The sequence below is a fragment of the Cupriavidus sp. PB-02 genome (genome assembly GCF_058252315.1).
The window spans coordinates 3120305-3146390 of record NZ_CM177694.1 but is presented as its reverse complement, the minus strand read 5'-3'; the positions used below and the strand labels follow the sequence as shown (position 1 = coordinate 3146390).

Annotated in this window: 25 protein-coding genes; 13 read left to right on the top strand and 12 right to left on the bottom strand. The window is 68.0% G+C overall.

All coding sequences use genetic code 11. From position 1 onward, the window contains the following. Positions 1-47 precede the first annotated feature (47 nt). From parC to AC10V3_RS14740, 3 genes are all read left to right on the top strand, one after another. Positions 48-2390 carry a DNA topoisomerase IV subunit A gene (gene parC, locus AC10V3_RS14750; RefSeq protein ID WP_022536019.1) on the top strand — a complete coding sequence of 781 codons (2343 nt, stop codon included), beginning with the start codon at positions 48-50 and terminating at the stop codon, positions 2388-2390. A gap of 156 nt (positions 2391-2546) precedes the next feature. Then, positions 2547-3119, top strand: coding sequence for a chromate transporter (locus AC10V3_RS14745; protein ID WP_022536018.1), 573 nt, complete (start codon positions 2547-2549; stop codon positions 3117-3119). Then, entirely contained in the window at positions 3116-3646 is a 531-nt protein-coding gene (locus AC10V3_RS14740) for a chromate transporter (RefSeq protein ID WP_022536017.1), read from the top strand. Before AC10V3_RS14745 ends, AC10V3_RS14740 begins: the two co-directional genes overlap by 4 nt. Positions 3647-3659: 13 nt before the next feature. On the opposite strand, the gene AC10V3_RS14735 is transcribed toward AC10V3_RS14740, so the two are convergent. Then, positions 3660-5489 (bottom strand): ABC transporter ATP-binding protein, encoded by a 1830-nt coding sequence (locus AC10V3_RS14735; protein ID WP_490922408.1) that lies wholly within the window; start codon positions 5487-5489, stop codon positions 3660-3662. Between the two features lie 158 nt (positions 5490-5647). Then, complete coding sequence (locus tag AC10V3_RS14730) at positions 5648-7330, bottom strand: L-lactate permease (RefSeq protein WP_490922406.1); 1683 nt, start codon at positions 7328-7330, stop codon at positions 5648-5650. A 431-nt stretch (positions 7331-7761) separates the two neighbouring features. Between AC10V3_RS14730 and AC10V3_RS14725 the strand changes: the two genes are divergently transcribed. Beyond that, positions 7762-8415, top strand: a complete 654-nt coding sequence (locus AC10V3_RS14725; RefSeq protein WP_022536014.1) for a LysE family translocator — start codon at positions 7762-7764, stop codon at positions 8413-8415. An 18-nt stretch (positions 8416-8433) separates the two neighbouring features. Here the strand turns inward: AC10V3_RS14725 and AC10V3_RS14720 are convergent, their stop codons facing one another. The 8 genes from AC10V3_RS14720 to AC10V3_RS14685 are packed head-to-tail and all read right to left on the bottom strand — an operon-like array spanning position 8434 to position 14219. Beyond that, entirely contained in the window at positions 8434-9078 is a 645-nt protein-coding gene (locus AC10V3_RS14720) for a glutathione S-transferase family protein (RefSeq protein WP_022536013.1), read from the bottom strand. A 33-nt stretch (positions 9079-9111) separates the two neighbouring features. Continuing rightward, on the bottom strand, positions 9112-10293 hold the full coding sequence (locus AC10V3_RS14715) for an aminotransferase-like domain-containing protein (protein ID WP_022536012.1): 1182 nt from the start codon (positions 10291-10293) through the stop codon (positions 9112-9114). A 55-nt stretch (positions 10294-10348) separates the two neighbouring features. Continuing rightward, positions 10349-10678, bottom strand: a complete 330-nt coding sequence (locus AC10V3_RS14710) for a DHCW motif cupin fold protein (RefSeq protein WP_022536011.1) — start codon at positions 10676-10678, stop codon at positions 10349-10351. Positions 10679-10688: 10 nt separating this feature from the next. Continuing rightward, positions 10689-11147: a RidA family protein gene (locus tag AC10V3_RS14705; RefSeq protein WP_022536010.1), complete on the bottom strand. Its 459-nt coding sequence runs from the start codon at positions 11145-11147 to the stop codon at positions 10689-10691. Positions 11148-11161: 14 nt separating this feature from the next. Then, on the bottom strand, positions 11162-12121 hold the full coding sequence (locus AC10V3_RS14700; RefSeq protein ID WP_490922404.1) for a DMT family transporter: 960 nt from the start codon (positions 12119-12121) through the stop codon (positions 11162-11164). Positions 12122-12149: 28 nt separating this feature from the next. Then, positions 12150-12788: a LysE family translocator gene (locus tag AC10V3_RS14695; RefSeq protein ID WP_490922402.1), complete on the bottom strand. Its 639-nt coding sequence runs from the start codon at positions 12786-12788 to the stop codon at positions 12150-12152. A gap of 5 nt (positions 12789-12793) precedes the next feature. Next, entirely contained in the window at positions 12794-13507 is a 714-nt protein-coding gene (locus AC10V3_RS14690; RefSeq protein WP_454752242.1) for an alanyl-tRNA editing protein, read from the bottom strand. Positions 13508-13541: 34 nt separating this feature from the next. Then, positions 13542-14219, bottom strand: a complete 678-nt coding sequence (locus tag AC10V3_RS14685; protein WP_490922400.1) for a VOC family protein — start codon at positions 14217-14219, stop codon at positions 13542-13544. An 84-nt stretch (positions 14220-14303) separates the two neighbouring features. Between AC10V3_RS14685 and AC10V3_RS14680 the strand changes: the two genes are divergently transcribed. The 3 genes from AC10V3_RS14680 to AC10V3_RS14670 all read left to right on the top strand — a co-directional run bounded on the left by AC10V3_RS14680 (position 14304) and on the right by AC10V3_RS14670 (position 18446). Then, positions 14304-15866, top strand: a complete 1563-nt coding sequence (locus AC10V3_RS14680; RefSeq protein ID WP_022536005.1) for an aminotransferase-like domain-containing protein — start codon at positions 14304-14306, stop codon at positions 15864-15866. A gap of 121 nt (positions 15867-15987) precedes the next feature. Further along, complete coding sequence (gene htpG, locus AC10V3_RS14675; RefSeq protein WP_022536004.1) at positions 15988-17898, top strand: molecular chaperone HtpG; 1911 nt, start codon at positions 15988-15990, stop codon at positions 17896-17898. A gap of 44 nt (positions 17899-17942) precedes the next feature. Continuing rightward, complete coding sequence (locus AC10V3_RS14670; protein ID WP_454752239.1) at positions 17943-18446, top strand: DNA-deoxyinosine glycosylase; 504 nt, start codon at positions 17943-17945, stop codon at positions 18444-18446. Between the two features lie 66 nt (positions 18447-18512). On the opposite strand, the gene AC10V3_RS14665 is transcribed toward AC10V3_RS14670, so the two are convergent. Further along, a complete protein-coding gene (locus AC10V3_RS14665) occupies positions 18513-19415 on the bottom strand; it encodes a LysR substrate-binding domain-containing protein (RefSeq protein ID WP_454752238.1) in 903 nt (300 codons plus the stop codon). 72 nt (positions 19416-19487) lie between these two features. Here AC10V3_RS14665 and AC10V3_RS14660 point away from each other — a divergent pair, with 72 nt between their 5' ends. The 5 genes from AC10V3_RS14660 (at position 19488) to AC10V3_RS14640 (ending at position 23535) form a co-directional block, all read left to right on the top strand. Next, entirely contained in the window at positions 19488-19829 is a 342-nt protein-coding gene (locus tag AC10V3_RS14660) for an alpha/beta fold hydrolase (protein WP_349607293.1), read from the top strand. A gap of 218 nt (positions 19830-20047) precedes the next feature. After that, the gene (locus AC10V3_RS14655; RefSeq protein WP_022536000.1) at positions 20048-20485 is read left to right on the top strand and encodes a universal stress protein; all 438 of its coding nucleotides are present in this window, start codon (positions 20048-20050) and stop codon (positions 20483-20485) included. 147 nt (positions 20486-20632) lie between these two features. After that, on the top strand, positions 20633-21769 hold the full coding sequence (locus tag AC10V3_RS14650) for a PLP-dependent cysteine synthase family protein (protein ID WP_022535999.1): 1137 nt from the start codon (positions 20633-20635) through the stop codon (positions 21767-21769). A gap of 85 nt (positions 21770-21854) precedes the next feature. Then, a complete protein-coding gene (locus AC10V3_RS14645) occupies positions 21855-22607 on the top strand; it encodes a tetratricopeptide repeat protein (RefSeq protein WP_490922398.1) in 753 nt (250 codons plus the stop codon). Positions 22608-22662: 55 nt separating this feature from the next. Beyond that, positions 22663-23535: a class I SAM-dependent methyltransferase gene (locus AC10V3_RS14640; RefSeq protein ID WP_349607295.1), complete on the top strand. Its 873-nt coding sequence runs from the start codon at positions 22663-22665 to the stop codon at positions 23533-23535. A 51-nt stretch (positions 23536-23586) separates the two neighbouring features. Here the strand turns inward: AC10V3_RS14640 and AC10V3_RS14635 are convergent, their stop codons facing one another. After that, positions 23587-25221 (bottom strand): ABC transporter substrate-binding protein, encoded by a 1635-nt coding sequence (locus AC10V3_RS14635; protein ID WP_349607296.1) that lies wholly within the window; start codon positions 25219-25221, stop codon positions 23587-23589. A 129-nt stretch (positions 25222-25350) separates the two neighbouring features. Here AC10V3_RS14635 and trmB point away from each other — a divergent pair, with 129 nt between their 5' ends. After that, positions 25351-26037 carry a tRNA (guanine(46)-N(7))-methyltransferase TrmB gene (gene trmB, locus AC10V3_RS14630; protein WP_022535995.1) on the top strand — a complete coding sequence of 229 codons (687 nt, stop codon included), beginning with the start codon at positions 25351-25353 and terminating at the stop codon, positions 26035-26037. The last annotated feature ends 49 nt before the right edge of the window (positions 26038-26086 follow it).

The window sequence follows — 26086 nt, the reverse complement described above, 5'->3', positions numbered from 1 at the left end:
AACCCGGCGCGCCGGCAGTTCAAGGCGCGCCGAATTCTTGCCTATCCATGGAACAACAAGACATCACGTTTCAACCTGAAGAGCCGGCGGATTCACTGACGCTGGCGCGCTACGCCGAGCGGGCCTACCTGGACTACGCGGTCAGCGTGGTCAAGGGCCGCGCGCTGCCCGAGGTGGCCGACGGCCAGAAACCGGTGCAGCGCCGCATCCTGTTCGCGATGCACGAGATGGGCCTGCGCGCCGACGCCAAGCCGGTCAAGTCCGCGCGCGTGGTCGGCGACGTGCTGGGCAAGTTCCACCCGCACGGCGACCAGTCCGCGTATGACGCGCTGGTGCGCCTGGCGCAGGACTTCTCGCTGCGCTACCCGTTGATCGACGGCCAGGGCAACTTCGGCTCGCGCGACGGCGACGGCGCGGCGGCGATGCGCTACACCGAAGCGCGGCTGACGCCGATCTCGCGGCTGCTGCTGGACGAGATCGACGAAGGCACGGTCGACTTTGTCGCCAACTACGACGGCTCGATGCAGGAGCCCAAGCTGCTGCCGGCGCGGCTGCCGTTCGTGCTGCTCAACGGCGCCTCCGGCATCGCGGTGGGCATGGCGACCGAGGTGCCGCCGCACAACCTGCGCGAAGTGGCCGCGGCCACGGTGGCGATGATCCGCAACCCCAATATCACGCTGGCCGAGCTGCTGGCGCTGATGCCGGGACCGGATTATCCGGGCGGCGGCCAGATCATCTCGCCCGCGTCCGATATCGCCCAGATCTACGAGGGCGGCCGCGGCAGCCTGAAGGTGCGCGCGCGCTGGACCATCGAGGAGATGGCGCGCGGCCAGTGGCAGCTGGTGGTGACCGAGCTGCCGCCGAATACCTCGGCGCAGAAGGTGCTGGAAGAGATCGAGGAGATTACCAACCCCAAGATCAAGACCGGCAAGAAGGCGCTGACGCAGGAACAGCAGCAGCTCAAAGCCACTGTGCTGGCGGTGCTGGACGCGGTGCGCGACGAATCGGGCAAGGATGCGCCGGTGCGGCTGGTGTTCGAGCCCAAGAGCAAGAACGTCGGCCAGCAGGAGTTCATCCACACGCTGCTGGCGCATACCAGCCTGGAGTCGGGCGCGCCGATCAACCTGGTGATGATCGGCACCGACGGCCGGCCGCGCCAGAAGGGCCTGCGCGAGATCCTGGGCGAATGGATCCGGTTCCGCTTCGAGACCGTCACGCGGCGCACGCGCCATCGCCTGGGCAAGGTCGAGGACCGCATCCATATCCTCGAAGGCCGGATGCTGGTGCTGCTCAATATCGACGAGGTGATCCGCATCATCCGCGAGAGCGACGAGCCCAAGCCGGCGCTGATCGAGGCCTTCGGCCTGAGCGACCGCCAGGCCGAGGACATCCTGGAAATCCGGCTGCGCCAGTTGGCGCGCCTGGAAGCGATCCGGATCGAGAAGGAACTGAAGGAACTGCGCGAGGAGCAGGCCGAACTGGACGTGCTGCTCAAGTCCGAGACCATGATGCGCCGTCGCATCATCAAGGAGATCGAGACCGACGCCAAGCAATACAGCCCGGAAGACAAGGACCCGCGCCGCACGCTGATCCAGGAAGAACGCCGCGCCGCGGCCGAAGTGCGCGTGATCGACGAGCCGGTGACGGTGGTGATGTCGCAGAAGGGCTGGGTGCGCACGCGCCAGGGCCATGGCCACGACGCGCAGCAGTTCACCTTCAAGGCCGGCGACGCGCTCTACGACACCTTTGAATGCCGCACCGTCGACGTGCTGCTGGTCTTCGGCACCAATGGCCGGGTCTATTCCGTGCCGGTCGCCAGCCTGCCGGGCGGGCGCGGCGACGGGGTGCCCATCACCACGCTGATCGAGCTGCAGTCTGGCAGCCAGGTCGCGCACACCTTTGCCGGCAGCGCCGAGCAGCGCATGCTGATCGCCACCGCGGGCGGCAATGGCTTCCTGACCAAGGTCGGCGACATGATCAGCCGGCAGAAGGGCGGCAAGTCGTTCCTGACGCTCGATGACGGCGACGCGCCGCTGGCACCGGCGCCGGTCGGCGACGAGGCCACGCATGCGGCCTGCCTGTCGGGCAACGGCCGCCTGCTGCTGGTGGCGCTGGACGAGGTCAAGGTGCTGTCGGCCGGCGGGCGTGGCGTGATCCTGATGGAGCTGGAGCCGAAGGAAAAGCTGCTCCAGGCGATCGCCGTCGGCGCACCGGGTCTGGTGCTGTCCGGCGCCGGCCGCGGCGGCAAGCCGTCGTCACAGAAACTGGCCGGGCAGTCGCTGCTGCCGTACGTCGGCAAGCGCGCGCGCAAGGGCAAGCCGATCGAGGCCAAGCTGAAGGAACCGCGTATCGATCCGGTGCGCGTGGATCCCCCGGCCGGCGGCAACTGATGCCGGCCGTCGCGGCTGCCCTGGCCTGCAGGGCGGCCGCGAACCTGGACCCGGCCTGCGTGCCGGGCCTTTCCCCAGTGCCCGGCCATTGGCCGGAATGGGGCGCAGGCCGGAAGCAACAAGAACAGCAATCTCCGCTACACAGCGCCCTCCCTCATGTCGGTCCCCCCGCTGCCTGAACTTGCACCGCCGCCCGGCCCCCGCAAGCTGTTCCTCGAGTTTGCCCGCATGGGCCTGTCCGGTTTCGGCGGCGTGCTGCCGTTCGTGCGGCGCGCGGTGGTCGAGCGCAACCGCTGGCTGGACGACCGCGACTTCGTCGAACTGCTGAGCTTGGGCCAGGTGCTGCCCGGCCCCAACGTGATTAACCTGGCGCTGATGCTGGGCCTGCGCTTTGCCGGCTGGCGCGGCGCGCTGGCCGCGTTCAGCGGGCTGGTGATGGTGCCGATGGGGCTGGTGCTGGGTTTGATGCTGCTGTACCAGCACTACCAGGACGTCGCCGCGGTGCGGCGCATGCTGACCGGCATAACGGCGGTGTCGGCCGGCCTGATGCTGGCCACCGGCTTCCGGCTGGCGCAGAGCCTGTCGGTGACCGTGCGCAACGTGCTGATCGGCGGCGTCGCCTTTGTCGCCATTGGCCTGCTGCGCTGGCCGCTGGTGCCGGTGATGGCGGTGCTGGTGCCGCTGGCGCTGGTGTGGGAGTGGCGCATCGGCAAGGGAGCGCGGGCATGAGCATGGGCGAAATCCTGGGCAGCCTGCTGGCCCATTTCGGCGTGCTGTCGCTGCTGGCGATCGGCGGCGCCAGCACCACGCTGCCCGACATGCACCGCTATCTGGTGGAAGCCAATGGCTGGCTGACCGATGCGCAGTTTTCGGCGATGTACGCGATCTCGCAGGCGGCGCCGGGGCCGAACATCCTGTTCGTATCGCTGTTCGGCTGGCAGGTGGCGGGGCTGGCCGGCGCGCTGACTTCCATGCTCGGCATCTGCGGGCCGTCGAGCCTGATCGCCTTGTGTTTCGAGTATTTCTCCGGGCGCTCGCCGCACGCACGCTGGCCGGGGCTGATCCGGCGCGGGCTGGCGGCGCTGACCATCGGCCTGATGTTCGCGTCGGGCTGGGTGCTGGCGCGCAGCGTCGACCTGCACTGGGCGGCGATGCTGGTCACCGCCGCCACGGTGCTGCTGATGCTGAAGACGCGGGTGCATCCGCTGGTGCTGGTGGCGATCGGCGGTGCGGCCGGCCTGCTGGGGCTGGTCTAGCCCCGCGGTCCGGTCAGTCGACGCCGACGAAGCCGCCCGTCTGGTGCGCCCACAGCCGCGCATACAGCCCGCCATGCGCCAGCAATTGCGCATGCGTGCCGCTCTCCACGATATGGCCGTTGTCCAGCACCACCAGCCGGTCCATGCGCGCGATCGTCGACAGCCGGTGCGCGATGGCGATCACGGTCTTGCTTTGCATCAGGGTTTCCAGGCTCTCCTGGATCGCCGCTTCCACTTCCGAGTCCAGCGCGGAGGTCGCTTCATCGAGGATCAGCACCGGCGCGTTCTTCAACAGTACGCGTGCAATCGCAATGCGCTGGCGCTGCCCGCCTGACAGCTTCACGCCACGCTCGCCCACCTGCGCCTCCAGCCCGGTGTTGCCATGGGCGTCGACCAGGTGCGGGACGAACTCGTCCGCGCGGGCGCCGTGCAGGGCTTCGGCCAGTTCGGACTCGGTGCTGGATGGCTTGCCATAGAGCAGGTTCTCGCGGATCGAGCGGTGCAGCAGCGAGGTGTCCTGCGTGACCATGCCGATCTGCGCGCGCAGGCTTTCCTGCGTGACCGCGGCGATGTCCTGGCCGTCGATCAGGATGCGGCCGCGTTCGACGTCATAGAGGCGCAGCAGCAGGTTGACCAGCGTCGACTTGCCGGCGCCGGAGGGGCCGACCAGCCCGATCTTCTCGCCTGGGCGCACGGTCAGTTCCACGCCTTCGATGACGCCGGAACCCTTGCCGTAGTGGAATCCCACCTGCTCGAAGCGGACCTCGCCATGGGTGACGCGCAGCGGCTGCGCATCGGCGCGGTCGATCACCCGGCGCGGCACGGCGATCGTCTTCATGCCGTCCTGCACCTGCCCGACGTTCTCGAAGATGCCGTTCACCACCCACATGATCCAGCCCGACATATTGTTGATGCGGATCACCAGCCCCGTGGTCAGGGCGATCGCGCCCGTGGTGACATGCCCCGTGCTCCACAGCCAGAGCGCCAGCCCGGTGGTGCCGGCGATCAACGCGCCGTTCATGGCGGTGATGGTGATATCCATGCCGCTGACCATGCGCCCGGCCAGGCGCGTCTTTTCGGTCTGCTCGGCCATGGCGTCGCGCGCGTACTCTTCCTCGTGCCGGGTATGGGCGAACAGCTTGAGCGTGGTGATGTTGGTATAGCCGTCCACGATGCGCCCCATCAGCCGCGAGCGCGACTCGGTGGCCACCACCGAGCGCTGCTTCACGCGCGGCACGAAGTGGAGCAGGGCGGCCACGTAGCAGACGATCCACAGCAGCAGCGGGATCATCAGGCGCCAGTCGGCCTGCGCGAACAGCACCAGCGAGCTGATCGCGTAGATCACCACGTGCCAGAGCGCATCCACCGCCTGCACCGCGGAATCGCGCAGCGAGTAGCCGGTCTGCATGATGCGCTGCGCGATGCGCCCGGCGAAGTCGTTCTGGAAGAACGACAGGCTCTGCTTGAGTACGTAGCGGTGGTTCTGCCAGCGGATCAGGTTGGCCAGGCCGGGGTTGATGACCTGGTGTACGAGCACATCGTGCAGCCCGAAAAAGATGGGACGCAGCAGCAGCGCCACCACGGCCATCCACAGCAGCTCGTTGCGATGCCGGCTGAAGAACTCCGCGCCCGGCGTCGTCTGCGCCATGTCGACCAGCCGGCCGAGGAAACTGAACAGCGCGACTTCAATCAGCGCGCCGACCAGGCCCACCAGCAACAGCAGCGCGAACACGCCCCACACTTCGCGCAGGTACCAGGCATAGAAGCGCCAGACCTGGCCGGGCGGCTCGTGGTCGGGCATGCCCCGGAAGGGGTCGATCAGTCTTTCCAGGCGACGCAACATGGCGGATTCCCGTTGTGCCCGGCGCGCCCGGCATCCTTGTGGGAGCCGGCGCGCGCATGCGGCGGATCAGACGCACCATGATACGCGCGTTGCCCAATGGAAAAGCCCCGCCGGGGGCGGGGCTTCGGCTGAACCAAAGTGCAAAAACCGCGGCAGGGTCAGGGGTGGTGGATCACCATATGCGTGAACGGCGGCACATACGCCTGCAGCGTCACGAACAGGCCCACCAGGATCGCCAGCACGATCGAGTGGAAGAACACGTAGCGCAGGATGTCGCCCTCGTGCCCGTACCACTTGGTGGCGGTCGAGGCCACCACGATCGACTGCGCGTCGATCATCTTGCCCATCACGCCACCCGAGCTGTTGGCCGACGCCATCAGCACCGGCGACAGGCCGAGCTGCTCGGCCGTGGTCTTCTGCAGGCCGCCGAATAGCACGTTGGACGCGGTGTCCGACCCGGTCAGCGCCACGCCCAGCCAGCCCAGCATGGTGCCGAACAGCGGGTAGAACACGCCGGTGTGGGCAAAGGCCAGCCCCAGCGTCGCATCCAGGCCCGAGTAGCGGGTCAGGTAGCCGACCCCGAACATCGCGCAGATGGTCAGCAGCGAATAGCGCACCAGCTTGATGGTTTCCCAGTACTCCTTGAACAGGCGCGGCACCGAGTAGCCCATCAGCAGGCCGCCCAGCAGCGCCGAGACAAAGATGCCGGTGCCGGCCATCGACAGCACGTTGAAGTTGAAGACGGCGCCTTCGGCGATTTCCTTCGGCACCACCGGGGGCACCTTCAGCACGGCCTTGTCCAGGCCCGGGATCGGGAACTTCCACGCCCACAGGCCATCCATCAGCTTCTTGAACTCGGGGATGCCCCAGACGAAGACGAACACCGTCAGGATCACCCACGGCATCCAGGCCTTGGCCACCGAGATGCCGGCCGAGGCGGCGCTGGCGCGCGCATCGGCTTCGAGCGCTTCGGGATGGTCGACCTTGGAGTCGTCGTGGCGGCCAAGGATCTTGGCCGAGGTCCACATCTCCTTCGGATGCCAGACTTTCAGGAACAGCGTCAGCGAGCCCATCGACACCAGCGCGGCGATCACGTCCACCAGCCAAGGGCCGTGGTAGTTCGATACCAGGAACTGCGGCACCGCGAAGCTCACGCCCGCCACCAGGATCGCCGGCCAGATCGCCAGCATGCCGCGGAAGCCGGCGAAGGCCCAGATCAGCCAGAACGGCACGATCACCGAGAAGAACGGCAGCTGGCGGCCGATCATGGCCGACAGGTCGAGCAGGTCCAGGCCGGTCACCGAGGCCAGGCCGATGATCGGGGCGCCCAGCGCGCCGTAGGCCACCGGCGCGGTGTTGGCGATCAGCGCCAGGCCCGAGGCCGCCAGCGGCGAGAAGCCCAGGCCGATCAGGATGGCACCGGTCACGGCGACCGGCGTGCCGAAGCCGGCCGCGCCCTCGAAGAAGGCGCCAAAGCTGAACGCCACCAGCAGCAGTTGCAGGCGGCGGTCTTCGGTGATGCCGGAGATCGAGGTCTGCAACACCTTGAAGGATCCGTTCAGGGTCGTGAGCCGGTGCAGGAAGATGATGTTCAGCACGATCCAGCCGATCGGGAACAGGCCGGACACGATGCCAAGGCCGGCCGCCTTGCCGGCCATTGCCGCAGGCATGCCGAACACCGTGGAGGCGACGACGATGCCGATCAGCAGTGCCAGCCCGGCCGCCAGGTGCGCCTGCATGTGAAAGAACGCCAGCGCTGCCAGCAGCACGACGACGGGAATGCCCGCGGCAATGGTCGACAGCGCCATATTGCCTAGCGGGTCATAGACTTGACTCCACACGATTGAATCCTCCTCAGGTTGGCTCGGGCGCCCGGGCAATCTGCGAGCCCTGGGCGTCCCCTATCACTTCAGACCGGCGCGCGAAGAGCCGTGCTAAAACCAATGCATCCGGTAAAAACAGGGATTTTAGGAACGGGTTCCCGGTTCGCAGTCGTACATTGCGTCATGTCTACCATGAGCTACATTCACGGATCAGGGTTTCCCTGGGGGCGCGTGGCGCACATGGGGCCGTGCAGGCACATCGGGGCAGAGTACTCTAAACGGCGCCTGTTGCAAAAGTCTGCCTGCTACGCGCCGCGCCGGATGCCTGCTGCTGCGGTCAAGCCCCGGAAGGCCGCGCGGTGCTGGCGCAAGGGCCGCGTCGCGGCCATACTGCCAATCTTCGTACCGTGGGCGGGATGCCCCGGACAACTTGCCGAGCGAGGATCCTCATGACTGAATTCCTGCCTCCGTGGCCATTGCTGACCGCCTTCGTGCTGGCCAGCCTGGCGCTTGCCATCACGCCCGGCCCGGCCGTGGTCTACATCGTCACGCGCACGCTGGCGCAGGGCCGGCGGGCCGGGCTGGCGTCGATCGGCGCGGTGGCGCTGGGCAACCTGGGCAATGCTATTGGCGCCTCGCTGGGTCTGGCGGTGCTGTTTTCGGTGTCGGCGCTGGCGTTCTCGGTGGTCAAGTACGCGGGCGCGGCCTACCTGATCTGGCTGGGCATCCGCGCGCTGCGCGGGGGTGGGGCGGCCGCGAACGGGGGCACCCCGGAGGTGGCGCCGCGCAGCCTGCGCCAGGTGGTGCGCGACGGCTTCGTGGTGGCGCTGCTCAACCCCAAGACGGCGATCTTTTTCGCCGCCTTCCTGCCGCAATTCATGAACCCGGCCGGCTCGGCACTGACACAGAGCCTGGCGCTGGGGGTGGCCTTCGTGCTGATCGCGGCCACCACCGATGCCTGCTACGTGATGGCCGCGGCCGCGGTGATGCCGGCGCTGCGCCGTGCCGGACGGGCGCGCGCGTTCGGCCGCTACCTGACGGGGGCGGCGTTTATCGGGTTGGGGGTGTTTACGGCGGCGTCGGGCTCGCGCGCCGCGAAGTAGAGAAAAAACTGCCGCGGCTCAGCGCAGCGGCAGTTCCAGGATGCCGCCGGCAGCAGGGCGGGCGCGCATCGCCTCCAGCCAGCGCTCCAGCTCGGGGCGCGGCTGGTGTTTCACCGGCAGGCCCATCCAGCGGTGCGCGGCGCAGGCCAGCGAGATATCGGCCATGGTGAAGCGGTCGCCGCCGATAAACTCGCGCCCGGCCAGCGCCTTGTCGAGCAGGGCGGCCAGCGGCTCGGTGCGCGCGCACGACGCCTTGATGGCGACCTCGTCGCGCTGGGCTGCGGGCGTGCGTACCAGGTTCAGGAACGCCGTCACCATGGCCGGGCTGAAGGCCGTGGTCTGCCAGTCCATCCAGCGGTCGGCCGAGGCACGCGCCTTGACGTCTTCGGGCCACAGCGTGTCCTCGCCGTAGCGCGCGCACAGGTAGCGCACGATCGCGTTGGACTCCCACAGCACGAAGGGCTCGCCGCCGACATCGGTGCCGCGGAAGTCCTCGATCACCGGGATCTGGCGGTTCGGGTTCAGGCGCACATAGGCCTCGGTGTCGAGGTCGCCTTTGGTCACGCCAATATCCACGCGCTCATGGTCCAGGTGCAGCTCGCGCGCGCACCAGACCACTTTCTGCACGTTGATGGAGGAGAGTCGGCCCCAGATTCGCAGCATGTCGGCTCCTGTCGTGGTGCGCGCCCGTCAGCCTCAGGCCGCGCGCGGTTGCCTGGCGGCGATGGCCTCGCGGAACAGTTCGCCCAGGGTCTTCACCCCCTGCTCGATGCGCTCGGCCGGCACCGTGACGAAGGCCAGGCGCAGCGTGTTGCGCTTCGGGTTGCTGGCGTAGAACGGCGCGCCCGGCACGTAGGCCACGTTGCGCTTCACCGCCTCTTCCAGGATCACCATGCTGTCCAGGCCCTCGGGCAGTTCCATCCAGATGAACATGCCGCCCTCGGGCGCGTTCCAGGTCACGCCCTCGGGCATGTGGCGCTTGAGGGCGTCCAGCATGAAGCTGCACTGCTTGCTGTAGAGTTCGCGGATGGTGGGGATATGCGTGTCCAGCAGGCCGTCGCGCACGGTCTCGTAGGCTACGCGCTGGGTGAAGGTGGGCGTGTGCAGGTCCGAGGCCTGCTTGGCCTGGCACAGCTTGAAGTGCAGCTCGGGCGGGGCGATCACGTAGCCCAGGCGCAGGCCCGGTGCCAGGATCTTCGAGAACGAGCCCATGTAGATCACGCCGTCCGGGTTCATCGACAGCAGTGTCGGCAACTGGTCGCCGGTATAGCTCAGTGCGCCGTAGGGATCGTCTTCGACCAGCAGCACGCCCAGCTCTTGCGCACGCGCCACCAGCGCCTTGCGGCGCTCCAGCGGCAGGCGGCGGCCGGTCGGGTTCTGGAAGTTGGGCAGCGCGTACAGGAAGCGCGCGCCGGCGGTCAGTTCGGGCGTCAGCGCCTCGGGCACCAGGCCCTTGTCGTCGGTGGGGATCGAGACGAACTCCGGCTCGAACAGCGAGAACGCCTGCAGCGCGCCGAGGTAGCTGGGGGTTTCCACCATCACCTTGCTGCCCGGGTCGATCATCACCTTGGCGATCAGGTCCAGCGCCTGCTGCGAGCCGGTCACGATCAGCACGCGCTCGACGGCCACGTCATGGCGCCTGGCGACGAACTCGCGCAGCGGCAGGTAGCCTTCGGTCGCTGCGTATTGCAGCGCTGCCTGCGGGTTGTCGGCGAAAACGCGGGCCGTCGCTGCCTCCATGGCCGCTACCGGGAACGACGCCGGCGACGGCAGGCCGCCGGCGAAGGAAATGACTTCCGGACGCTCGGTGACCTTGAGGATTTCGCGGATGGCCGAGCTGGTCAGTTGCTGTGCCCGGCGGGAGATGGCCCATTTCATGATGTGTCTCTTTTGGTCTGGGGGAAATCTGGGAGAGAGCGGCTAACCCTGCCGCTCAGTCAACGATAAAAAGTCTGGCACCGGTCGGTGAGGACGAACGGTGCGCTTCCGCCTGGTCGGCGACCTGGTAGCTGGTGCCCGCGGTGAGCACGAACTGCCGGCCGTCGTCCAGCTCGGTATGGAGTTCGCCGTCCAGCACGAACAGGATATGGCCCTTGCTGCACCAGTGGTCGGCGAGGTAGCCGGGCGAGTATTCGACCATGCGCACGCGAATATCGCCGAACTGGCGCGTGCGCCAGGTGGCCTCGCCCTGTTCGCCGGGATGGCACGTCGGCGCGATGGCCGACCAGTCGGTGGTGCCGAAGGGCAGGTTGTCGATGCGCATGTTGCGAGGTTCAGCCCTGCACTTCGACGATCATCTCGATCTCGACGCAGGCGCCCAGCGGGATCTGCGCTACGCCAAAGGCGCTGCGCGCGTGCTTGCCCTTGTCGCCGAACACTTCGGCCAGGAACTCGGAGGCGCCGTTGGTGACCAGGTGCTGCTCGGTGAACTCGGGGGTCGAGTTGACCAGGCTCATCACCTTGACGATGCGGGTGACTCGGTTCAGGTCGCCCACGTGCGCGTGCAGCGTGGCCAGCAGGTCGACGGCGATGGAACGCGCGGCGGCCTTGCCGGTCTCGGTGTCGATGTCCTTGCCCAGCTTGCCGGTCCATACCTTGCCGTCCTTGCGGGCGATATGTCCCGACAGGAACACGGTATTGCCGGTTTGCGCGGCCATTACGTAGGCGGCGGCGGGGGCGTTCGCGGCGGGCAGTTCAACGCCGAGGCGGGCAAGGGTATCGTAGACGGACATGCGTGGGACTCCTGTCAGTGGATGCGTTCTGGAAGGATACGGGGCGTTTCCGTGGCGGGTGCGGTTTGGCGCACGGCAGCGCGGCGGCCAAGCGCCACCACGGCGATCACCGCCACCGCGAAGGCGATGGTAGGGGCGTCAAGCGGCTCGGCCAGCATCAGCGCGCCGCCCGCCAGCGTCAGGAACGGCTGCAGCAATTGTATCTGCCCGACGCGGGCCACGCCGCCTTTTGCGAGGCCGGCGTACCAGAAAAGGAAGCCGACGAACATCGAGAAAACCGAAACATAGGCCATGCCGCCCCAGGCGCGCGGCGACGCGGCGGCGATCTGCGGCAGGTCGCGCAGCATCAGCCAGACCACCAGCGGAACCAGCACCGGCAGCGATACCGCCAGCGCCCAGCTGATGGTTTCCAGCCCGCCCAGTTCGCGCGACAGCTTGCCGCCCTCGGCATAGCCCAGTGCGCCCAGCACCACGGCGGCAAACAGGTACCAGTCGGCATGCTGCAGGCCGCCGGCGCCTTGCCAGACGGCAAAGCCGACCACCAGAGCGCTGCCGGCCACGGCCGACAGCCAGAACCCGGCCGAGGGCCGCTCGCGCCCGAACCAGGCCGCGAACACCGCGGTCGCCAGCGGTAGCAGGCCGATCACGATGGCGCCGTGGCTGGCCGGCACCTCGCGCATCGCCAGCGACGAGAACAGCGGGAAGCCCACCACCACGCCCAGCGCGGTCACGGCCAGCCGCGGCCACTGGCTCGCGCGCGGGCGGCGCGCGGCCCACAACGCACCGCGCACGCCCAGCAGCACCAGCGCCGGCAGCGCGGCAAGGACGGCGCGCGCCAGCGCGACAAAGATCGGGTCCAGCTCCGCCACCGCCATGCGCGTGAACGGCAGCGTCTGGCTGAAGATCGCCACGCCGATAAAGCCGAGCAGCATGCCGCCGGAGGCGGGGTGGGAGGGGGGCGATGAAGCAGGCATGGTTGTCATCGGTGGCATTCGGAGGCGTTCACTGCACGCCCGGCCGGGCACCGACGGCAATCCACAGCGCGGTCAGTGCCAGGGCCACACCCATGGCGCGGTTGAACCAGCGCACGCGCTGGCCCTGTTTCAGCCACTGTCGCAGCGATGCGCCCAGCACGCCATACACGCCGTTGCTGACAAAGCCCAGCACCGCGAACACGCCGCACACCAGCAGCATGCGCTGCGCGGGTGAGGGCGCGCCGGCCATGTACGAGGCGGCGACCGCCAGGGCCAGCATCCACGCCTTGATGTTGGCGTACTGCAGCACGGCCGACTGCCACACGCTCAGCGGGCGCAGCACCCGCTTCTCGGCCAGCGCCGCGCTGCGCGCGATCTTCCACGCCAGCCACAGCAGATAGGCCACGCCGGCCAGGTGAACCACGGCGGCCAGCGCCGGCTCACCCAGGACCAGCGCGCCCACGCCCACCGCGCACAGCGCCAGGATGCTGGCAAAGCCGAACGCGACGCCGATGCAGTGCGGCAGCGTCGCGCGCAGCCCGAAGTTGGCGCCGGTCACCGCGGCGATGGTGGTATTGGGGCCGGGCGTGAACAGTCCGACCGTGAGCAGGGTCAGCAGGGCGAGAAACTGCGCGGCCGTGAGGCCGGTGAGCAAGCCGGATGTCATGGCGCTTATGCGAAAGCGACGACCACGCGCCGGTTGGTGCGGCTCTTCTTCTCGATCCTGGTCACCACCACCGCGCCGATCTCGCTGGTGTTGGCAACATGCGTGCCGCCGCAGGGCTGGCGGTCCACGCCGGGGATCTCGATGATGCGGATGCTGGATGTGCCGGCCGGCGGCGCCGCGCCGATGGTTCGCACCAGCTCGGGCTCGGCGGCCAGTTCCTGCGGCGTGATCAGCGTGGTGCGCACCGCGGTGTTGGCATGGATCAGCGCGTTCAGGCGCTCGGTCAGGTCGGCCTTGTCCAGCGTCGATTCCGGCAGGTCGAAGTCGATCCGCGCCGATTCCGGCGAGATGCCGCAGCCGGTCACCGGCACCGGGATCAGCGAGCCCAGCAGGTGCAGGCAGGTATGCAGGCGCATCAGCTTGTGGCGGCGTGCCCAGTCGATGGTGACCGTGACGCGCTCGCCCACGCGCGGCAGTGGTGCGTCCGGTGCCGGCACGTGCAGGATGCGGCTGCGGTCGTCCGCGTAGACCGTGTCGACGATGGCGATGGTGCGCCCGTCGGGCAGCGCCAGCGTGGCGGTGTCGCCGGCCTGGCCGCCGCTGCGCGCGTAGCAAACGGTTTCATCGAGTTCGATCCCGTCGGCGCCGGCGGCCACCACGGTGGCGGTGCAGTGGTCGAGGTAGGGGTCGTCGTCGAAGCGCTTGCGGGTGGCGGACATCGGGGGTCTCCTTCGGGAATCTTTACAAGGATGGCTAGCGCAGGGTGCGGATGCCCTGCGCGGTTTCAATTTCGGCAATCAACTCGGGCGGGCCGTCTGCCGGCTCCAGTGCGATCAGGTGGTCGGCGCCCAGCCACGCCAAGCCCTGGCGCAGCAGCTCCGCGCGCGGATGGCGCCCGGACAGCTTGCGCAGCGCCAGATCCTGCCGCGGCAGGCTCACGCCGGGGTAGCTGGCCACGTCCCACTGGATCAGGCTGGGCAGCAGGCCGTCGCCGGCGCGGTCCGCCTCGCCCTGCCAGGCGGGCAGGCTGCCGTCTTCCGGCACGGTGATGCGCCAGCGCAGGTCGCCACGGGCCATCGGGATGACCGGGGCGATCCGCTCCGGATACTGCGACTGCCACAGCGTCAGGTCGGCCGGGCGCTCCACGCGGGTGGCCCAGTGCAGCAGGAAGGGGCCGTCGCGCAGGCGTTGCTGCACGGCTTCGGTGTCGAGGCCGAACCAGCGCGGGCGTTCCGGTGCCGGGGCGGCCGGGTCGAGCGCGATCACTTCCAGGTAGGCCCCGCCGAACATACCGAGCACGCGGTTGTGCGTGCCCATGGCGGCGTGCGCACCGCCGCCATGGGGCGCGATGCCCAGCAGTTCGGCGACATGGCCGGTGCCGGCGTCCAGTTCGGGCGCGGCGACGACAAGGTGATCGAGGACGAGCTTCATGTTGGCTTGATGGTAGACAAGGTAGTCGGTACAGTACCGGTACAGTTAAGCGGATCGTATTCAGTACAGTTGCAGGAGCAGCACATGGATGCCCACACCAAGGACGGCGACACCGGCACGGATCCCGCCGCCGCGACCCGCAAGAAGGATAGCGGAGGCGACGCGCACGGCACGTCTTCGTCACCCGCGGGGCAACCCTCCGGCCGTTCGCTGCGTCTGGTCGTGCCGACCACCGAGCGCCTGCCCGACCCGATCCCGTCGGCCCAGATGACGCTGGTCGAGCAGCTGACCGAATGGGCCCGCATGCGCATCGACGAGCGCGTCTTCCGCGCCGGCATGCGCATGCCGTCGATCCGGCAGCTGGCGCAGGAGAAGGGCATCTCGCGCTTTACCGTGGTCGAGGCCTATGAGCGGCTGGTGGCGCTGGGCTACCTGGAATCGCGCCGCGGCTCGGGCTTCTACGTGCGTGAGCGCACGCCGGCCGCGCCCGCGGCCCCGGTATCGTCCGGCGTGGCGGTGGCGCGCAATATCGACGTGACCTGGCTGCTGCGCAGCATGTTCCACACCGCCGAGGCGCACAAGGCGCCGGGGCTGGGCTTCCTGCCCAACGACTGGCTCGACGGCGAGCTGATCGCCAGCGCACTGCGCGGACTCGGCCGCCAGCCGGGCAACCACTTCCTCGCCAGCGGCACGCCGCAGGGCTTCCTGCCGCTGCGGCAGCAGCTGCGCACCCGGCTGGAAGAACTGGAAATCCGCGCCGGCGCCGAGCAGATCGTGCTGACCTCGGGCATCACCCAGGCGCTGGACCTGATTGCCCGCCTCTACCTGCAGCCCGGCGACGCGGTGCTGGTGGGCGACCCGGCCTGGTTCGTGATGTTCGGCCGCTTTGCCGCGCAGGGCGCGCAGGTGATCGGCGTGCCCTACACCGCCGAGGGGCCGGACCTGGAGGCGCTGGAGCGCATCGTGCAGGCACGCCGGCCCAAGCTGTTTGTGATCAACTCGGTGCTGCACAACCCGACCGGCACCTCGCTGTCGGCGGCCAAGGCCTTCCAGTTACTGCGCATGGCCGAGCAGTACGACTTCCTGATCGTCGAGGACGACATCTACTGCGACCTGTGCCCGCCCGGCCACGCCGCCACGCGGATCGCGAGCCTGGACCAGCTGCGCCGGGTGATCTACCTGGGCAGTTTTTCCAAGACGCTGGCCGCCAATCTGCGCGTGGGCTTTATCGCCGCACACCCGGAAATGGCCTCGGCGCTGACCGACAGCAAGCTGCTGGCGGGCCTGGCTACGCCCGAGATCAACGAGCGCGTGCTGTACAAGGTGCTGACCGAGGGGCACTACCGCAAGCACGTCGAGCGCGTGCGCACCCGCCTGGATCGCGCCAGCGACGACACCCGGCGCGAGCTGGAGCGCCTCGGGCTGCGCTTGTTCCCGGGCCAGCACGCCGGCATGTACCTGTGGGCGGATACCGGCCGCGACACCAACGCGATCGCCACCGCCGGCCATGAGGAGGGCTACCTGTTCGCCCCGGGGAGCTTGTTCTCGCCGTCGCAGATGCCGTCGGGCTGGATGCGCTTCAACGTCGCCAGCAGCGGCGATCCGGACATGCTGCGCTTCCTGGCGCGCCAGCTCGAACGCCTTTAAGCCATGCCGCCATCACGCCCGGCCCTTGAAAAATGGCCCGGGCAGCCCTATTTCTGGGGGCACCGGCCGATGACCCGGCCAGACCCATATTCCAGATTCGCCTGTTTTCAAGAGGAGAACCATGACCGCACCGCACGAGACGATGAGCTTCCAGGCGGAAGTGAAGCAGCTGCTGCACCTGATGATCCACTCGCTGTACAGCAACAAGGAAATTTTCCTGCGCGAGCTGGTCTCGAATGCTTCGGACGCCACTGACAAGCTGCGCTTCGAGGCGATCGCGAACCCGTCGCTGCTGGAAAACGACGCCGACCTTGCCATCCGCATCGAGGCCGATGGCAAGGCCCGTACGCTGACGATCACCGACAACGGCATCGGCATGAGCCGCGACGAGGCGATCCGCAACCTGGGTACCATCGCCCGTTCCGGCACCAAGGAATTCTTCCAGCAGCTGTCGGGCGACCAGCAGAAGGACGCCGCGCTGATCGGCCAGTTCGGCGTGGGCTTCTACTCGGCCTTTATCGTCGCCGACAAGGTCACGGTGGAAACCCGCCGCGCCGGCCTGGGCGCCGAAGAGGCGGTGCGGTGGGAAAGCACCGGCGACGGCGAGTTCAGCGTCGATGCGATCGCGCGCGCCGAGCGCGGCACCACCATCACGCTGCACCTGCGCGAGGGCGAGGACGACTTCCTGTCGGCCTGGCGCCTGAAGAGCATCATCCAGAAGTACTCGGACCATATCTCGCTGCCGATCCGCATGCCCAAGGAGGTGTGGGACGCCGAGGCCAGCACGTACAAGCGCACCGACGAGTGGGAAAGCGTCAACCAGGCGAGCGCGCTGTGGACCCGGGCCAAGTCCGACATTTCCGATGAGCAGTACACCGCCTTCTACCAGCACATCGCGCACGACAACGAAGCGCCGCTGGCCTGGACCCACAACCGCGTGGAGGGCCGCAGCGAGTACACCCAGCTGCTCTACATCCCGGCACGCGCGCCGTTCGACCTGTGGGACCGCAACCACAAGGCCGGCCTGAAGCTGTACGTCAAGCGCGTCTTCATCATGGACGACGCCGATCAGCTGCTGCCCGGCTACCTGCGCTGGGTCAAGGGCGTGGTCGATTCCGCCGACCTGCCGCTGAACGTGTCGCGCGAACTGCTGCAGGAAAGCCGCGACGTCAAGGCGATCCGCGAGGGCTGCACCAAGCGCGTGCTGTCGATGCTGGAAGCGCTGGCCGACAGTGAAGACGAAGCCGAGCGCGCCAAGTACGACACCTTCTGGCAGCAGTTCGGCCAGGCGCTGAAGGAAGGCGCCGGCGAGGACCAAGCCAACCAGGAGCGCGTCGCCAAGCTGCTGCGCTTTGCTTCGACGCAAAACGACACCGCCGAACAGAACGTGGCGCTGGCCGCCTATGTCGGCCGGATGAAGGAAGGCCAGGACAAGATCTACTACGTCACCGCCGATACCTGGTCCGCCGCCAAGAACAGCCCGCACCTGGAAGTATTCCGCAAGAAGGGCATCGAAGTGCTGCTGCTGACCGACCGCGTCGACGAATGGATGCTGTCGTTCCTGCGCGAGTTCGACGGCAAGGAACTGCTGTCGGTCGCGCGCGGCGACCTGGACCTGGGCAAGCTCGCCGACGAAGCCGAGAAGGCCGAGCAGGAAAAGGCCGAGGCCGACTGGAAGGACGTGGTGGAACGCGCCAAGTCCGTGCTGGACGGCAAGGCCAAGGACGTGCGCGTGACGCTGCGCCTGACCGCGTCGGCGTCGTGCCTGGTCTCGGACGAGGGCGACATGAGCGGCTACCTGCAGCGCCTGCTCAAGCAGGCCGGCCAGAAGGCGCCGGACGCCCAGCCGATCCTGGAGCTGAATCCGGAACACGCGCTGGTGAAGAAGCTGCGCGACCTGCAAGGTGAGGAATCGGGCGACGCCTTCAGCGACCGCGTGCAGGTGCTGTTCGACCAGGCGCTGCTGGCCGAGGGCGGCATGCTGGAAGACCCGGCCGCCTACGTGCAGCGCGTCAACAAGCTGCTGGCCTGACGGCCTGTCGGTGCGGGCACCTTGCGTGCCCGCACCGCTTTGCCATGCCTGATATCCCTCCGGCTGCCGGCGATCTCCACCAGGGCCTGCCGCCCGTCATCGACGCCCACACCCGCGTGCTGGTGCTGGGCAGCTTCCCCGGCGCCGCTTCGCTGGCCGCGCGCCAGTACTACGCCCATCCCCGCAACCAGTTCTGGCCATTGATGGCCGCGCTCACCGGCGAGCCGCTGCCGGCGCTGCCCTATGCCGAACGGCTGGTGCGGCTGCTGGCGCATCGCATCGGCGTCTGGGACGTCCTGGGCGCGTGCCTGCGCGAAGGCAGCCTGGACAGCAATATCCGCCTGCCGCAGGCCAACGATTTCACGCGCCTGCGCGCGCTCGCGCCCGCGCTGCAGCGTGTCGGATTCAATGGCGGCACTTCGGGCCGTTTTGCGCCGCAGTTCGCCGCGCAGGGCTATGAGACGGTGGTGCTGCCATCGTCCAGCCCCGCGCACGCGGCGCGCAATTTCGAGCAGAAGCTGGCATTGTGGCGAGGGTTGCTGGCCTGAGGCGCTGACCCTGCCGCAATTCCGGGCGCGAGTGTTCCCCGCGCGCGTGTCCGATCAACCGGCTGCTCAGCTGCCCGCGGCGGCGCCGGCCTCGCGCTGCTGCAACAGCCAGTCGCGAAACACCTTCAGGGCCCTCATCTGCGCCGACGCCGGCGGATACACCAGGTAGTAGCCCTTCGGGTGCTGCCAGGCGACGTCGGCCAGGCGCTCCAGCTTGCCGGCCACCAGCAGGTCACCGGTCATGTATGAGGGCAGTAGCGCCACGCCCATCCCTGCCACGGTGGCGTTCAAAGCCATCGACATCACCTCGTAGCGCGGCCCCGCGTGGCCCGGGCTGGCCTCGATGCCTTGCCGCGCGAACCAGCCTTCCCATGCGTCGGGCAGCGTCAGATGCTGGATCAGCGCCGACCGTGGCGTGCTTGCGTCGACCGCCTTGCCATGCGCGGCCACCCATGACGGCGCTGCATAGGGCGATAGCTGCAGCGGCACCACGAAATCGCTATGCAGGCCCGGCCGCTGGCCGTCGCCGAATTCCAGCGAAGCATCCACGGCCGCGGTGCTGAAGTCCACCGGACCCACGCGCGTGCGCAGGTTCAGGGTGATCTCGCCGTGACCGCGCGTAAACGCCGGCAGGCGCGGAATCAGCCAGTAGCTGCCCAGCGACGCGCCGACCGAGAGCGACAGGGCGCCGCCCCTTCCCTTGAGGGCCATCACGTTCATGGTGGCCCGCTCCAGTTGCCGCAGCAGCGGCGCGATTTCGGCCAGGTATTCGCGCCCGGCGTCGGTAAGCGCCATGGCGTCGCGCCGCCCGGTAAAGAGCGGCACGCCGAGGCGCTCCTCCAGCGTCTGGATCTGGCGGCTCACCGCGCCTTGTGTCAGGTTCAGTTCGCGCGCGGCGGCAGTGAAGGAGCGCAGCCGGGCGCTCGCTTCAAAGCACATCAGGGACTGGGTGGAGGGCGGGCGGAACATTGATTTTCATGAGGAGAGCGCAGAAGCAAGTGAGATTTTTCCTAGCGCTTTGGGGTTCGTAGCGGGACGATCATGTTTGGCTCGCCCCTGTTCGATGAGATCCTTGACATGATCGAGCGCAGCAATCCCGGACAGTTTGCCGCGCAGGTGCGGGCACTACTCGGGCGTCCAGACGCGACGCGGCTGCTGCCGGCCATTGCCTGCCCGACGTTGCTGCTGTGCGGCCGCCAGGATGACTGGAACCCGCTGGCCCACCACGTCGACATGTGTGAGCGGATTCCGGTGGCGCGGCTCGAAGTTATCGAGGATGCGGGGCACATGACCACCATGGAAGCGCCACAAGCGGTGGCGGCGGCTATGGCGGCATGGCTGGCGGAGGATCCCGCCGGCATTGCGGCGCGGAGCCAGACATGAGGCACCCGCGCGCCTTCGCCTTCGAATCCTCGTCAGTCCGACGTGACGCGTGCCGGGATTGCCGTGGGCCATGGCGCACCTATACTGGATTCGGGTGACGAATAATTCGAAACCGGGGGTATCGGTCGCTCATTGTTGTGCGCCTTGCGGCTCACACTTTCGGACGCAAGGCGATGACGCATCGAAAGTGAGCGCAATGAGCAGGCAAGGAGGCAATTATGTTCAGGCATCTCCTGCTGGCGGTCGATGGCTCCGAACTGTCCGAATCGGCCTTCCGCAAGGCACTCGTGCTGGCGCGGGAAATGGACGCAAAGACCACGCTGGTGCGCGTCTGTCCGAACTACCACGTGCTGACCTACGAGGTAGAAATGCTGGAAGGCACGCGCGAAACCTACGTGAAGCAAGCCTGGGAAGACGCGACCCGCTACCTGCGCGGACTGGCCAACGAGGCCGGCACGGCGGGCGTGGCCTGCGACACGGCCTACGCGGTCAATGACCATCCCTACGAGGCCATCATCAAGACGGCCGAGGACAAGGACTGCGACCTGATCGTGATGGCATCGCACGGGCGGCGCGGCGTCCAGGGAATGCTGATCGGCAGCGAAACCCTCAAGGTGCTGACCCACAGCAAGATCCCGGTGCTGGTCTACCGGTAGGCCTGAGGCCTAGCGGCCGAGGTCCGTGTCGGCGCGTGCGCCGGCTCCGCAGTCGGCGCCGGGCAGACCGTATTTTTGCCGGGCGTGGTCGCTTCTGGCATCCTGATGGCCTGTCCCAAAGCCAGGCCGCCGTGCCCGCAAGACGCCATGCCACTCTCCGACTGGACCCATGAAGCCATCCGCAAGATCGAAGCGGACTTCAACCGTTCCGCAGATACCCACCTGATTCCGCTGGACCTGCCGGGCTATCCCGACATCCACTTCTATTTCAAGGACGAGTCGAGCCACCCGACCGGCAGCCTGAAGCACCGGCTGGCGCGCTCGCTGTTCCTGTACGCGCTGTGCAACGGCTGGCTGCACGAGGGCAGCATGGTGGTGGAAGCCTCCAGCGGCTCGACCGCGATCTCCGAGGCGTACTTCGCCAGGCTGCTGGGGCTGCCGTTCGTGGCGGTGATCCCCGCAGGCACCTCGCGCGCCAAGATCGAGGCGATCGAGTTCTACGGCGGGCGCTGCCACCTGGTGGCCAACCCGGCGGAGATCTACGCCGAGTCGCACCGCATCGCGCAGGAGGCCGGCGGGCATTTCATGGACCAGTTCACCTATGCCGAACGGGCCACCGACTGGCGCGCCAACAACAATATCGCCGAGTCGATCTTCAAGCAGATGGCCGAGGAAGAGTACCCGGTGCCGGCCTGGCTGGTGTCCAGTGGCGGCACCGGCGGCACCATCGCCACGCTCGGGCGCTATGTGGCCTACAGCCGCCACAAGACCCGCGTGCTGTGCGCGGATCCGGAAAACTCGGTGTTCTTTGACTACTTCCGCAGCTGTCTCGATGGCAAGCCGCAGCCTGAGCTGGGTCTGACGGTCGGCTCGCGCATCGAGGGCATCGGCCGGCCGCGGGTGGAACGCTCATTCATCCCGAGCTGCATCGACGCCATGCTGAAGGTGCCGGACGCGCTGTCGTTTGCTGCGATGCGCTACCTCTCCGCGCGCTTCGGCCGCCGCGTGGGCGGCTCGACCGGCACCAACTTCGTCGGCGTGCTGTACCTGGCCCAGCAGATGCAAGCGGCGGGGCAGGGCGGCGCCATTGTCGGCCTGCTGTGCGACAGCGGCGAGCGCTATGGCAATACCTATTACGACGACGCCTGGTATGCCGCGCAGGGCATCGCCATCGAGGCAGCCGATGCGCTGGTGGCGCGCGCGGTGAACGGCGAGGCCGTGCTGACGCCGCAGGCGGTGGCGGGCCTGCAGGCGGCCGGCGCCGGCATGGCGGCGGGCGGCTGAAACTTGCCCCCGGGGCTTTCTGTCACAATGCCGGCGGCCGGCGCTGCACCGCCGCCGCGGCCATTGTTTCCAAGGTGACTACCCTATGCGTATTTTCGGCATCAGCATCCATATCATCATTGCACTGTTCTTCGCGGTGCATGCGGTGCGCACGCACCAGAACATGTACTGGCTGCTGATCCTGTTCCTGTTCCCGGGACTGGGCAGCCTGGTGTATTTCTTTGCGATCTTCCTGCCCGAGCTGCGGCAATCGCGTGGCGCGCGCGTGGCCACGCGCGCGATCACGCAGCTGGTCGATCCGAACCGCGCGGTGCGCGAGGCCCGCACCGACTTTGACCGCGCGCCGACGGTGCAGCACCGGATGCGGCTGGGCGCGGCGCTGCTGGAGGCCGGCGAGCCGGCCGAGGCCCTGCAGCACTACCAGGCCGCCGCCAACGGCCCGTTCGCGTCCGACCCGGCGCTGCTGCAGGGCCTGGCGCAGGCGCAGTTCGCCACCGGAGATGCGGCGGCCGCGCTGGCGACGCTGGAAAAGCTGTTCGCGGCCGATCCGCAAGCGCGCCAGCAACCCGATCCCGCCTTGCTGTATGCGCGCGCGCTTGCGGCCACCGGCGCGCCGGGCACGCGCGCCGCGTTCGAGCAGGCGCTGACCAGTGCCAGCGACGCCGCGCCGCGCTGCCTGTTCGCCGACTGGCTGGCGGCGCAACCCGATGCCGCCGACCGCGAACGCGCGCGCCAGCTCTACGCCGACATCGTCCACGACGCCCGCCACTGGCCGCGCCACGCCCGCGAACACAACCGCGAATGGCTGCAGCGCGCGCAGGTGGCGCTGGGCAAGTAACCCGCTTTCCGCGCCTCCATGCTGCAGCGGATGCTGAACGCTTTTTTTTGACAACATGACACTACTGAAACGCAAATCGATTGAAGCCGTGGCTTCGCGCCGTCCGGCCCGTGGTACCCGCAACCGTGGCCAGGCGCCGGCGCGCGAGGAAAAGCGCATGACCCCGCGCTTTGCGCCGGTGACCTTCTCGGAAATGGAAGGGGTGCGCTACCTGCACTTCGGCACCGAGTGGGTACAGGGCGCGATGCGCCTGCGCAAGCCCGATGCCATCGAACTGGAATACGCGCAGCAGATGATGGCGTGGCTACTGTTCCTGTCGCCGTCCGTTGAAGAGTTCCACGTGGTGCAGCTTGGCCTGGGCGCCGCGGCGCTGACCAAGTTCTGTCACCGCCAGTTCAACCGGGCGCGCGTGACCGCGGTGGAACTGAACCCGGCCGTGATCGTGGCCGGCCGCAGCATGTTCGGCTTGCGCGAGGACGATGCGCGCCTGACCGTGCGCGAGCAGGACGCCTGGGACTACGTGATGGACGGCGCCCACGCCGGCGCCATCGACGTGCTGCAGGTGGACTTGTACGACGCCACCGCGCGCGGGCCCGTGCTCGATACCACCGCGTTCTACCGCGCCTGCCGGCGCACGCTGAAGGCGCCGGGGGTGATGACCATCAACCTGTTCGGCGACCACGACAGCTTCCCGAAGAATATCGAGCGCATCTGCGACGCCTTCGACAACCGCGTGCTGGTGTTCCCCGAAGTGCATGACGGCAATATCATCGCGATGGCCTTCAACGGGCCGGATATCGATGTGTCGTGGGAAGCGCTGGAAGGGCGTGCCGACGTGGTGGAAAAGACCACCGGGCTGCCGGCGCGGGATTGGGTGGAGAAGCTGCGCGCCGCGAATGCGCGGCAGGAAGAGCGGTTGAGGATTTGAGGGACGGCCCCTCGCCCGCATCGCGGACGAGGGGTGCAAGCCGCAGGCCTGTTATTCCTTATGGAAGAACTGCGCCAATGACCACTCGTCCGTCCGCGCCTCGTACTTCAGCCCCTTCTTCATCGCCCACATCGCCAGCTGGCTATGCGACGGAATAATCGCGTGGTCGGCCAGCGCGAACTTCGCCGCGGTGCGGGCATTCTCCTCACGCGCCTTCTCGCTGCTGACCGTCGTCAGCGATTTCTCGATCAGCTGGTCCAGCTGCGGGTTGCTGTACTTGCCCCAGTTCCAGGTGCCGTAGCCGGTCTTGGGATTGGGCGTGCCGGTGATCGAGCGCAGCGCCACGTCGGCGGCGGCCGAGCCCCAGCCGAGCATCTGGAAGGCAAACTCGCCCTGGCGCGCGCGTGTGAAGTACACGGCCACCGGCATGGTTTCGACCTTGGTCTGGATGCCGATGCGCGTCAGCATGCTGGCCGTGGCCTGCGCCACCGCGGCGTCGTTCAGGTAGCGGTTGTTGGTGGCGTGCAGCGTCAGCCCGAAGCCGTCGGGATAACCGGCGGCGGCGAGCAGCTTCTTGGCACCTTCCGGGTCATAGGCCTCGGGCTTGGTGCCCGGATGGCCAAAGATCTGTGGCGACACGATCGAGGATGCCGGCACCGCCAGCCCTTCCATGATGCGGTTGACGATGGCGTCGCGGTTCAGTGACTTGCTGATCGCGGCACGCACGCGCGCATCCTTGAACGGGTTCTTGCCGAGCGGCTTGCCGGCCTTGTCGGTGACGAAGGGCGGGTTGTCGTGCGACTGGTCCATCTGCCAGAAGATGGTGCGCCACGACACCTGCTGCTCGATCTTGAACCTGGGGTTCTGCTTTAGCTTAGCCACGTCCGCCGACGGCACGCTCTCGATCACGTCGACATCGCCCGCCAGCAGCGCGGCCGAGCGCGCGCCGTTGTCGGTGATGATGCGGAAGATGGCGCGGTCCCACTCGGGCTTGGGGCCCCAGTAGTTGGGGTTGCGCTCCATCACGATTTCCTGCCCGCGTGCAAAGCGTACCAACTTGAAGGGGCCGGTGCCGATCATCGCCTTGCCTGAGTCGAAGTCCGTCTGCGTCAGCGTGGCGGCGACCTTCTTCGGCATGATCGGCACGCTGTTCAGGTCATTGGCCAGGTTGGCGTAGTTGGGCACGCTCATGGTCAGGCGCACCGTCAGCGGATCGGGCGTGTCGATGCGCGCGATCGGCTTGGTGTAGCTGGTGAACGAGCCCGGGCTGTTGGCCAGCTTCTCCGGGCGTTCCAGTGAGGCCTTGACGTCCTCGCTGGTAAAGGGCGAGCCGTCTTGCCACTTCACGTTGGGGCGCAGCTTGATTTCCCAGGTGATGGCGTTGACCGGCTTCCACGACAGCGCCAGGCCGGGGATATAGCGGGCGTTCTTGTCCATGAACACCAGCGATTCGAAGATATGCAGCGCGATCGCGTTGTTGGGGCCGGAGTTGTTCCAGTGTGGGTCCATCGAGGTGACGTCGGCCGACAGCCCGATACGCAGGTCCTCGGCATGGGCGGCGCCCGCCGGCAGCAGCGTGAAGGCGGCGCTGCCCAGCACCAGCGCTGCGGCGGTGTGGAGCAGGGTGCGGCGGGCGGGCAGGCGCGGCGAACGTTGCCGGTCGGGGGTGGCGTGAGTCGGTTTCATCGGACAGGCTCCTCGTACGGGTCCGCGCGGGCGCGGACGGGTTCTCAGGCGGGTTTGTCCCGCATTGTGCCGCTAAAGTGACATGGTTGCAGCCATATTGCTGCGAGGCCCTCCGCCTGCGCCGTTAAAATGGCGGCCATGTTTGCCAATTCCCCCACCATCGTTTCGGCGCAGTCCGATGTCCACGAACACCTGGCCGCGCGCGTTGCGCGCCACCTCGCCGAGCCGTTCCGCAAGCCCATCGGCGAGGCTAGCCGGCGCGAGCTTGCCGCGGCGCTGCAAAGCTGGCAGCAGGCCGGCGGCGCGCCGCTGATCCTCGATGCGGGCTGTGGCGTGGGCGAAAGCACGCTGCGCCTGGCCACCGCGTTCCCGGACCACTACGTGATCGGCGTCGACCAGTCCGAAAAGCGCCTGGCCGCCGGCAAGGACTGGTGGGGCGAGGCGCCGATGCCTGCCAATTTCTGCTGGGCACGGGCCGACCTGGTCGATGTCTGGCGCATGCTGCAGGCCGATGCGGTGCCGGTGGCGCGCCACTACGTGCTGTACCCGAACCCGTGGCCCAAGATCGGACACCTGGGGCGGCGCTGGCAGGGGCACGCGGTGTTCCCGGCGCTGGCCGCCTGTGGCGATTACCTGGAGTGTCGCAGCAACTGGCAGGTTTATATCGATGAATTCGCGCAGGCGCTGGCGTTGGTGGGTCGCCCGGGGCAGGTCGAGGCATGGCACCCGTCACAGGCGATGACGCCGTTCGAACGCAAGTATGCGGCGTCGGGCCACGGCTTGTGGCGTTGCGTGAGCGAACGCGCGCCAGCCTGATCGACGCTCCAATGAGAAACGGCCCGCAATGCGGGCCGTTTCCGTTCTT

Excerpts from the sequence above, each read along its gene's own strand:
- htpG (WP_022536004.1), top strand. The coding sequence starts at position 15,988 with ATGACCGCACCGCACGAGACGATGAGCTTCCAGGCGGAAGTGAAGCAG.
- AC10V3_RS14735 (WP_490922408.1), bottom strand. The coding sequence starts at position 5,489 with ATGTTGCGTCGCCTGGAAAGACTGATCGACCCCTTCCGGGGCATGCCC.
- trmB (WP_022535995.1), top strand. The coding sequence starts at position 25,351 with ATGGCGGCCATGTTTGCCAATTCCCCCACCATCGTTTCGGCGCAGTCC.
- AC10V3_RS14725 (WP_022536014.1), top strand. The coding sequence starts at position 7,762 with ATGACTGAATTCCTGCCTCCGTGGCCATTGCTGACCGCCTTCGTGCTG.
- AC10V3_RS14695 (WP_490922402.1), bottom strand. The coding sequence starts at position 12,788 with ATGACATCCGGCTTGCTCACCGGCCTCACGGCCGCGCAGTTTCTCGCC.
- parC (WP_022536019.1), top strand. The coding sequence starts at position 48 with ATGGAACAACAAGACATCACGTTTCAACCTGAAGAGCCGGCGGATTCA.
- AC10V3_RS14700 (WP_490922404.1), bottom strand. The coding sequence starts at position 12,121 with ATGCCTGCTTCATCGCCCCCCTCCCACCCCGCCTCCGGCGGCATGCTG.
- AC10V3_RS14685 (WP_490922400.1), bottom strand. The coding sequence starts at position 14,219 with ATGAAGCTCGTCCTCGATCACCTTGTCGTCGCCGCGCCCGAACTGGAC.
- AC10V3_RS14740 (WP_022536017.1), top strand. The coding sequence starts at position 3,116 with ATGAGCATGGGCGAAATCCTGGGCAGCCTGCTGGCCCATTTCGGCGTG.
- AC10V3_RS14720 (WP_022536013.1), bottom strand. The coding sequence starts at position 9,078 with ATGCTGCGAATCTGGGGCCGACTCTCCTCCATCAACGTGCAGAAAGTG.
- AC10V3_RS14680 (WP_022536005.1), top strand. The coding sequence starts at position 14,304 with ATGGATGCCCACACCAAGGACGGCGACACCGGCACGGATCCCGCCGCC.
- AC10V3_RS14660 (WP_349607293.1), top strand. The coding sequence starts at position 19,488 with ATGTTTGGCTCGCCCCTGTTCGATGAGATCCTTGACATGATCGAGCGC.
- AC10V3_RS14690 (WP_454752242.1), bottom strand. The coding sequence starts at position 13,507 with ATGTCCGCCACCCGCAAGCGCTTCGACGACGACCCCTACCTCGACCAC.
- AC10V3_RS14635 (WP_349607296.1), bottom strand. The coding sequence starts at position 25,221 with ATGAAACCGACTCACGCCACCCCCGACCGGCAACGTTCGCCGCGCCTG.
- AC10V3_RS14650 (WP_022535999.1), top strand. The coding sequence starts at position 20,633 with ATGCCACTCTCCGACTGGACCCATGAAGCCATCCGCAAGATCGAAGCG.
- AC10V3_RS14745 (WP_022536018.1), top strand. The coding sequence starts at position 2,547 with ATGTCGGTCCCCCCGCTGCCTGAACTTGCACCGCCGCCCGGCCCCCGC.
- AC10V3_RS14705 (WP_022536010.1), bottom strand. The coding sequence starts at position 11,147 with ATGTCCGTCTACGATACCCTTGCCCGCCTCGGCGTTGAACTGCCCGCC.
- AC10V3_RS14645 (WP_490922398.1), top strand. The coding sequence starts at position 21,855 with ATGCGTATTTTCGGCATCAGCATCCATATCATCATTGCACTGTTCTTC.
- AC10V3_RS14670 (WP_454752239.1), top strand. The coding sequence starts at position 17,943 with ATGCCTGATATCCCTCCGGCTGCCGGCGATCTCCACCAGGGCCTGCCG.
- AC10V3_RS14640 (WP_349607295.1), top strand. The coding sequence starts at position 22,663 with ATGACACTACTGAAACGCAAATCGATTGAAGCCGTGGCTTCGCGCCGT.
- AC10V3_RS14655 (WP_022536000.1), top strand. The coding sequence starts at position 20,048 with ATGTTCAGGCATCTCCTGCTGGCGGTCGATGGCTCCGAACTGTCCGAA.
- AC10V3_RS14710 (WP_022536011.1), bottom strand. The coding sequence starts at position 10,678 with ATGCGCATCGACAACCTGCCCTTCGGCACCACCGACTGGTCGGCCATC.
- AC10V3_RS14715 (WP_022536012.1), bottom strand. The coding sequence starts at position 10,293 with ATGAAATGGGCCATCTCCCGCCGGGCACAGCAACTGACCAGCTCGGCC.
- AC10V3_RS14665 (WP_454752238.1), bottom strand. The coding sequence starts at position 19,415 with ATGTTCCGCCCGCCCTCCACCCAGTCCCTGATGTGCTTTGAAGCGAGC.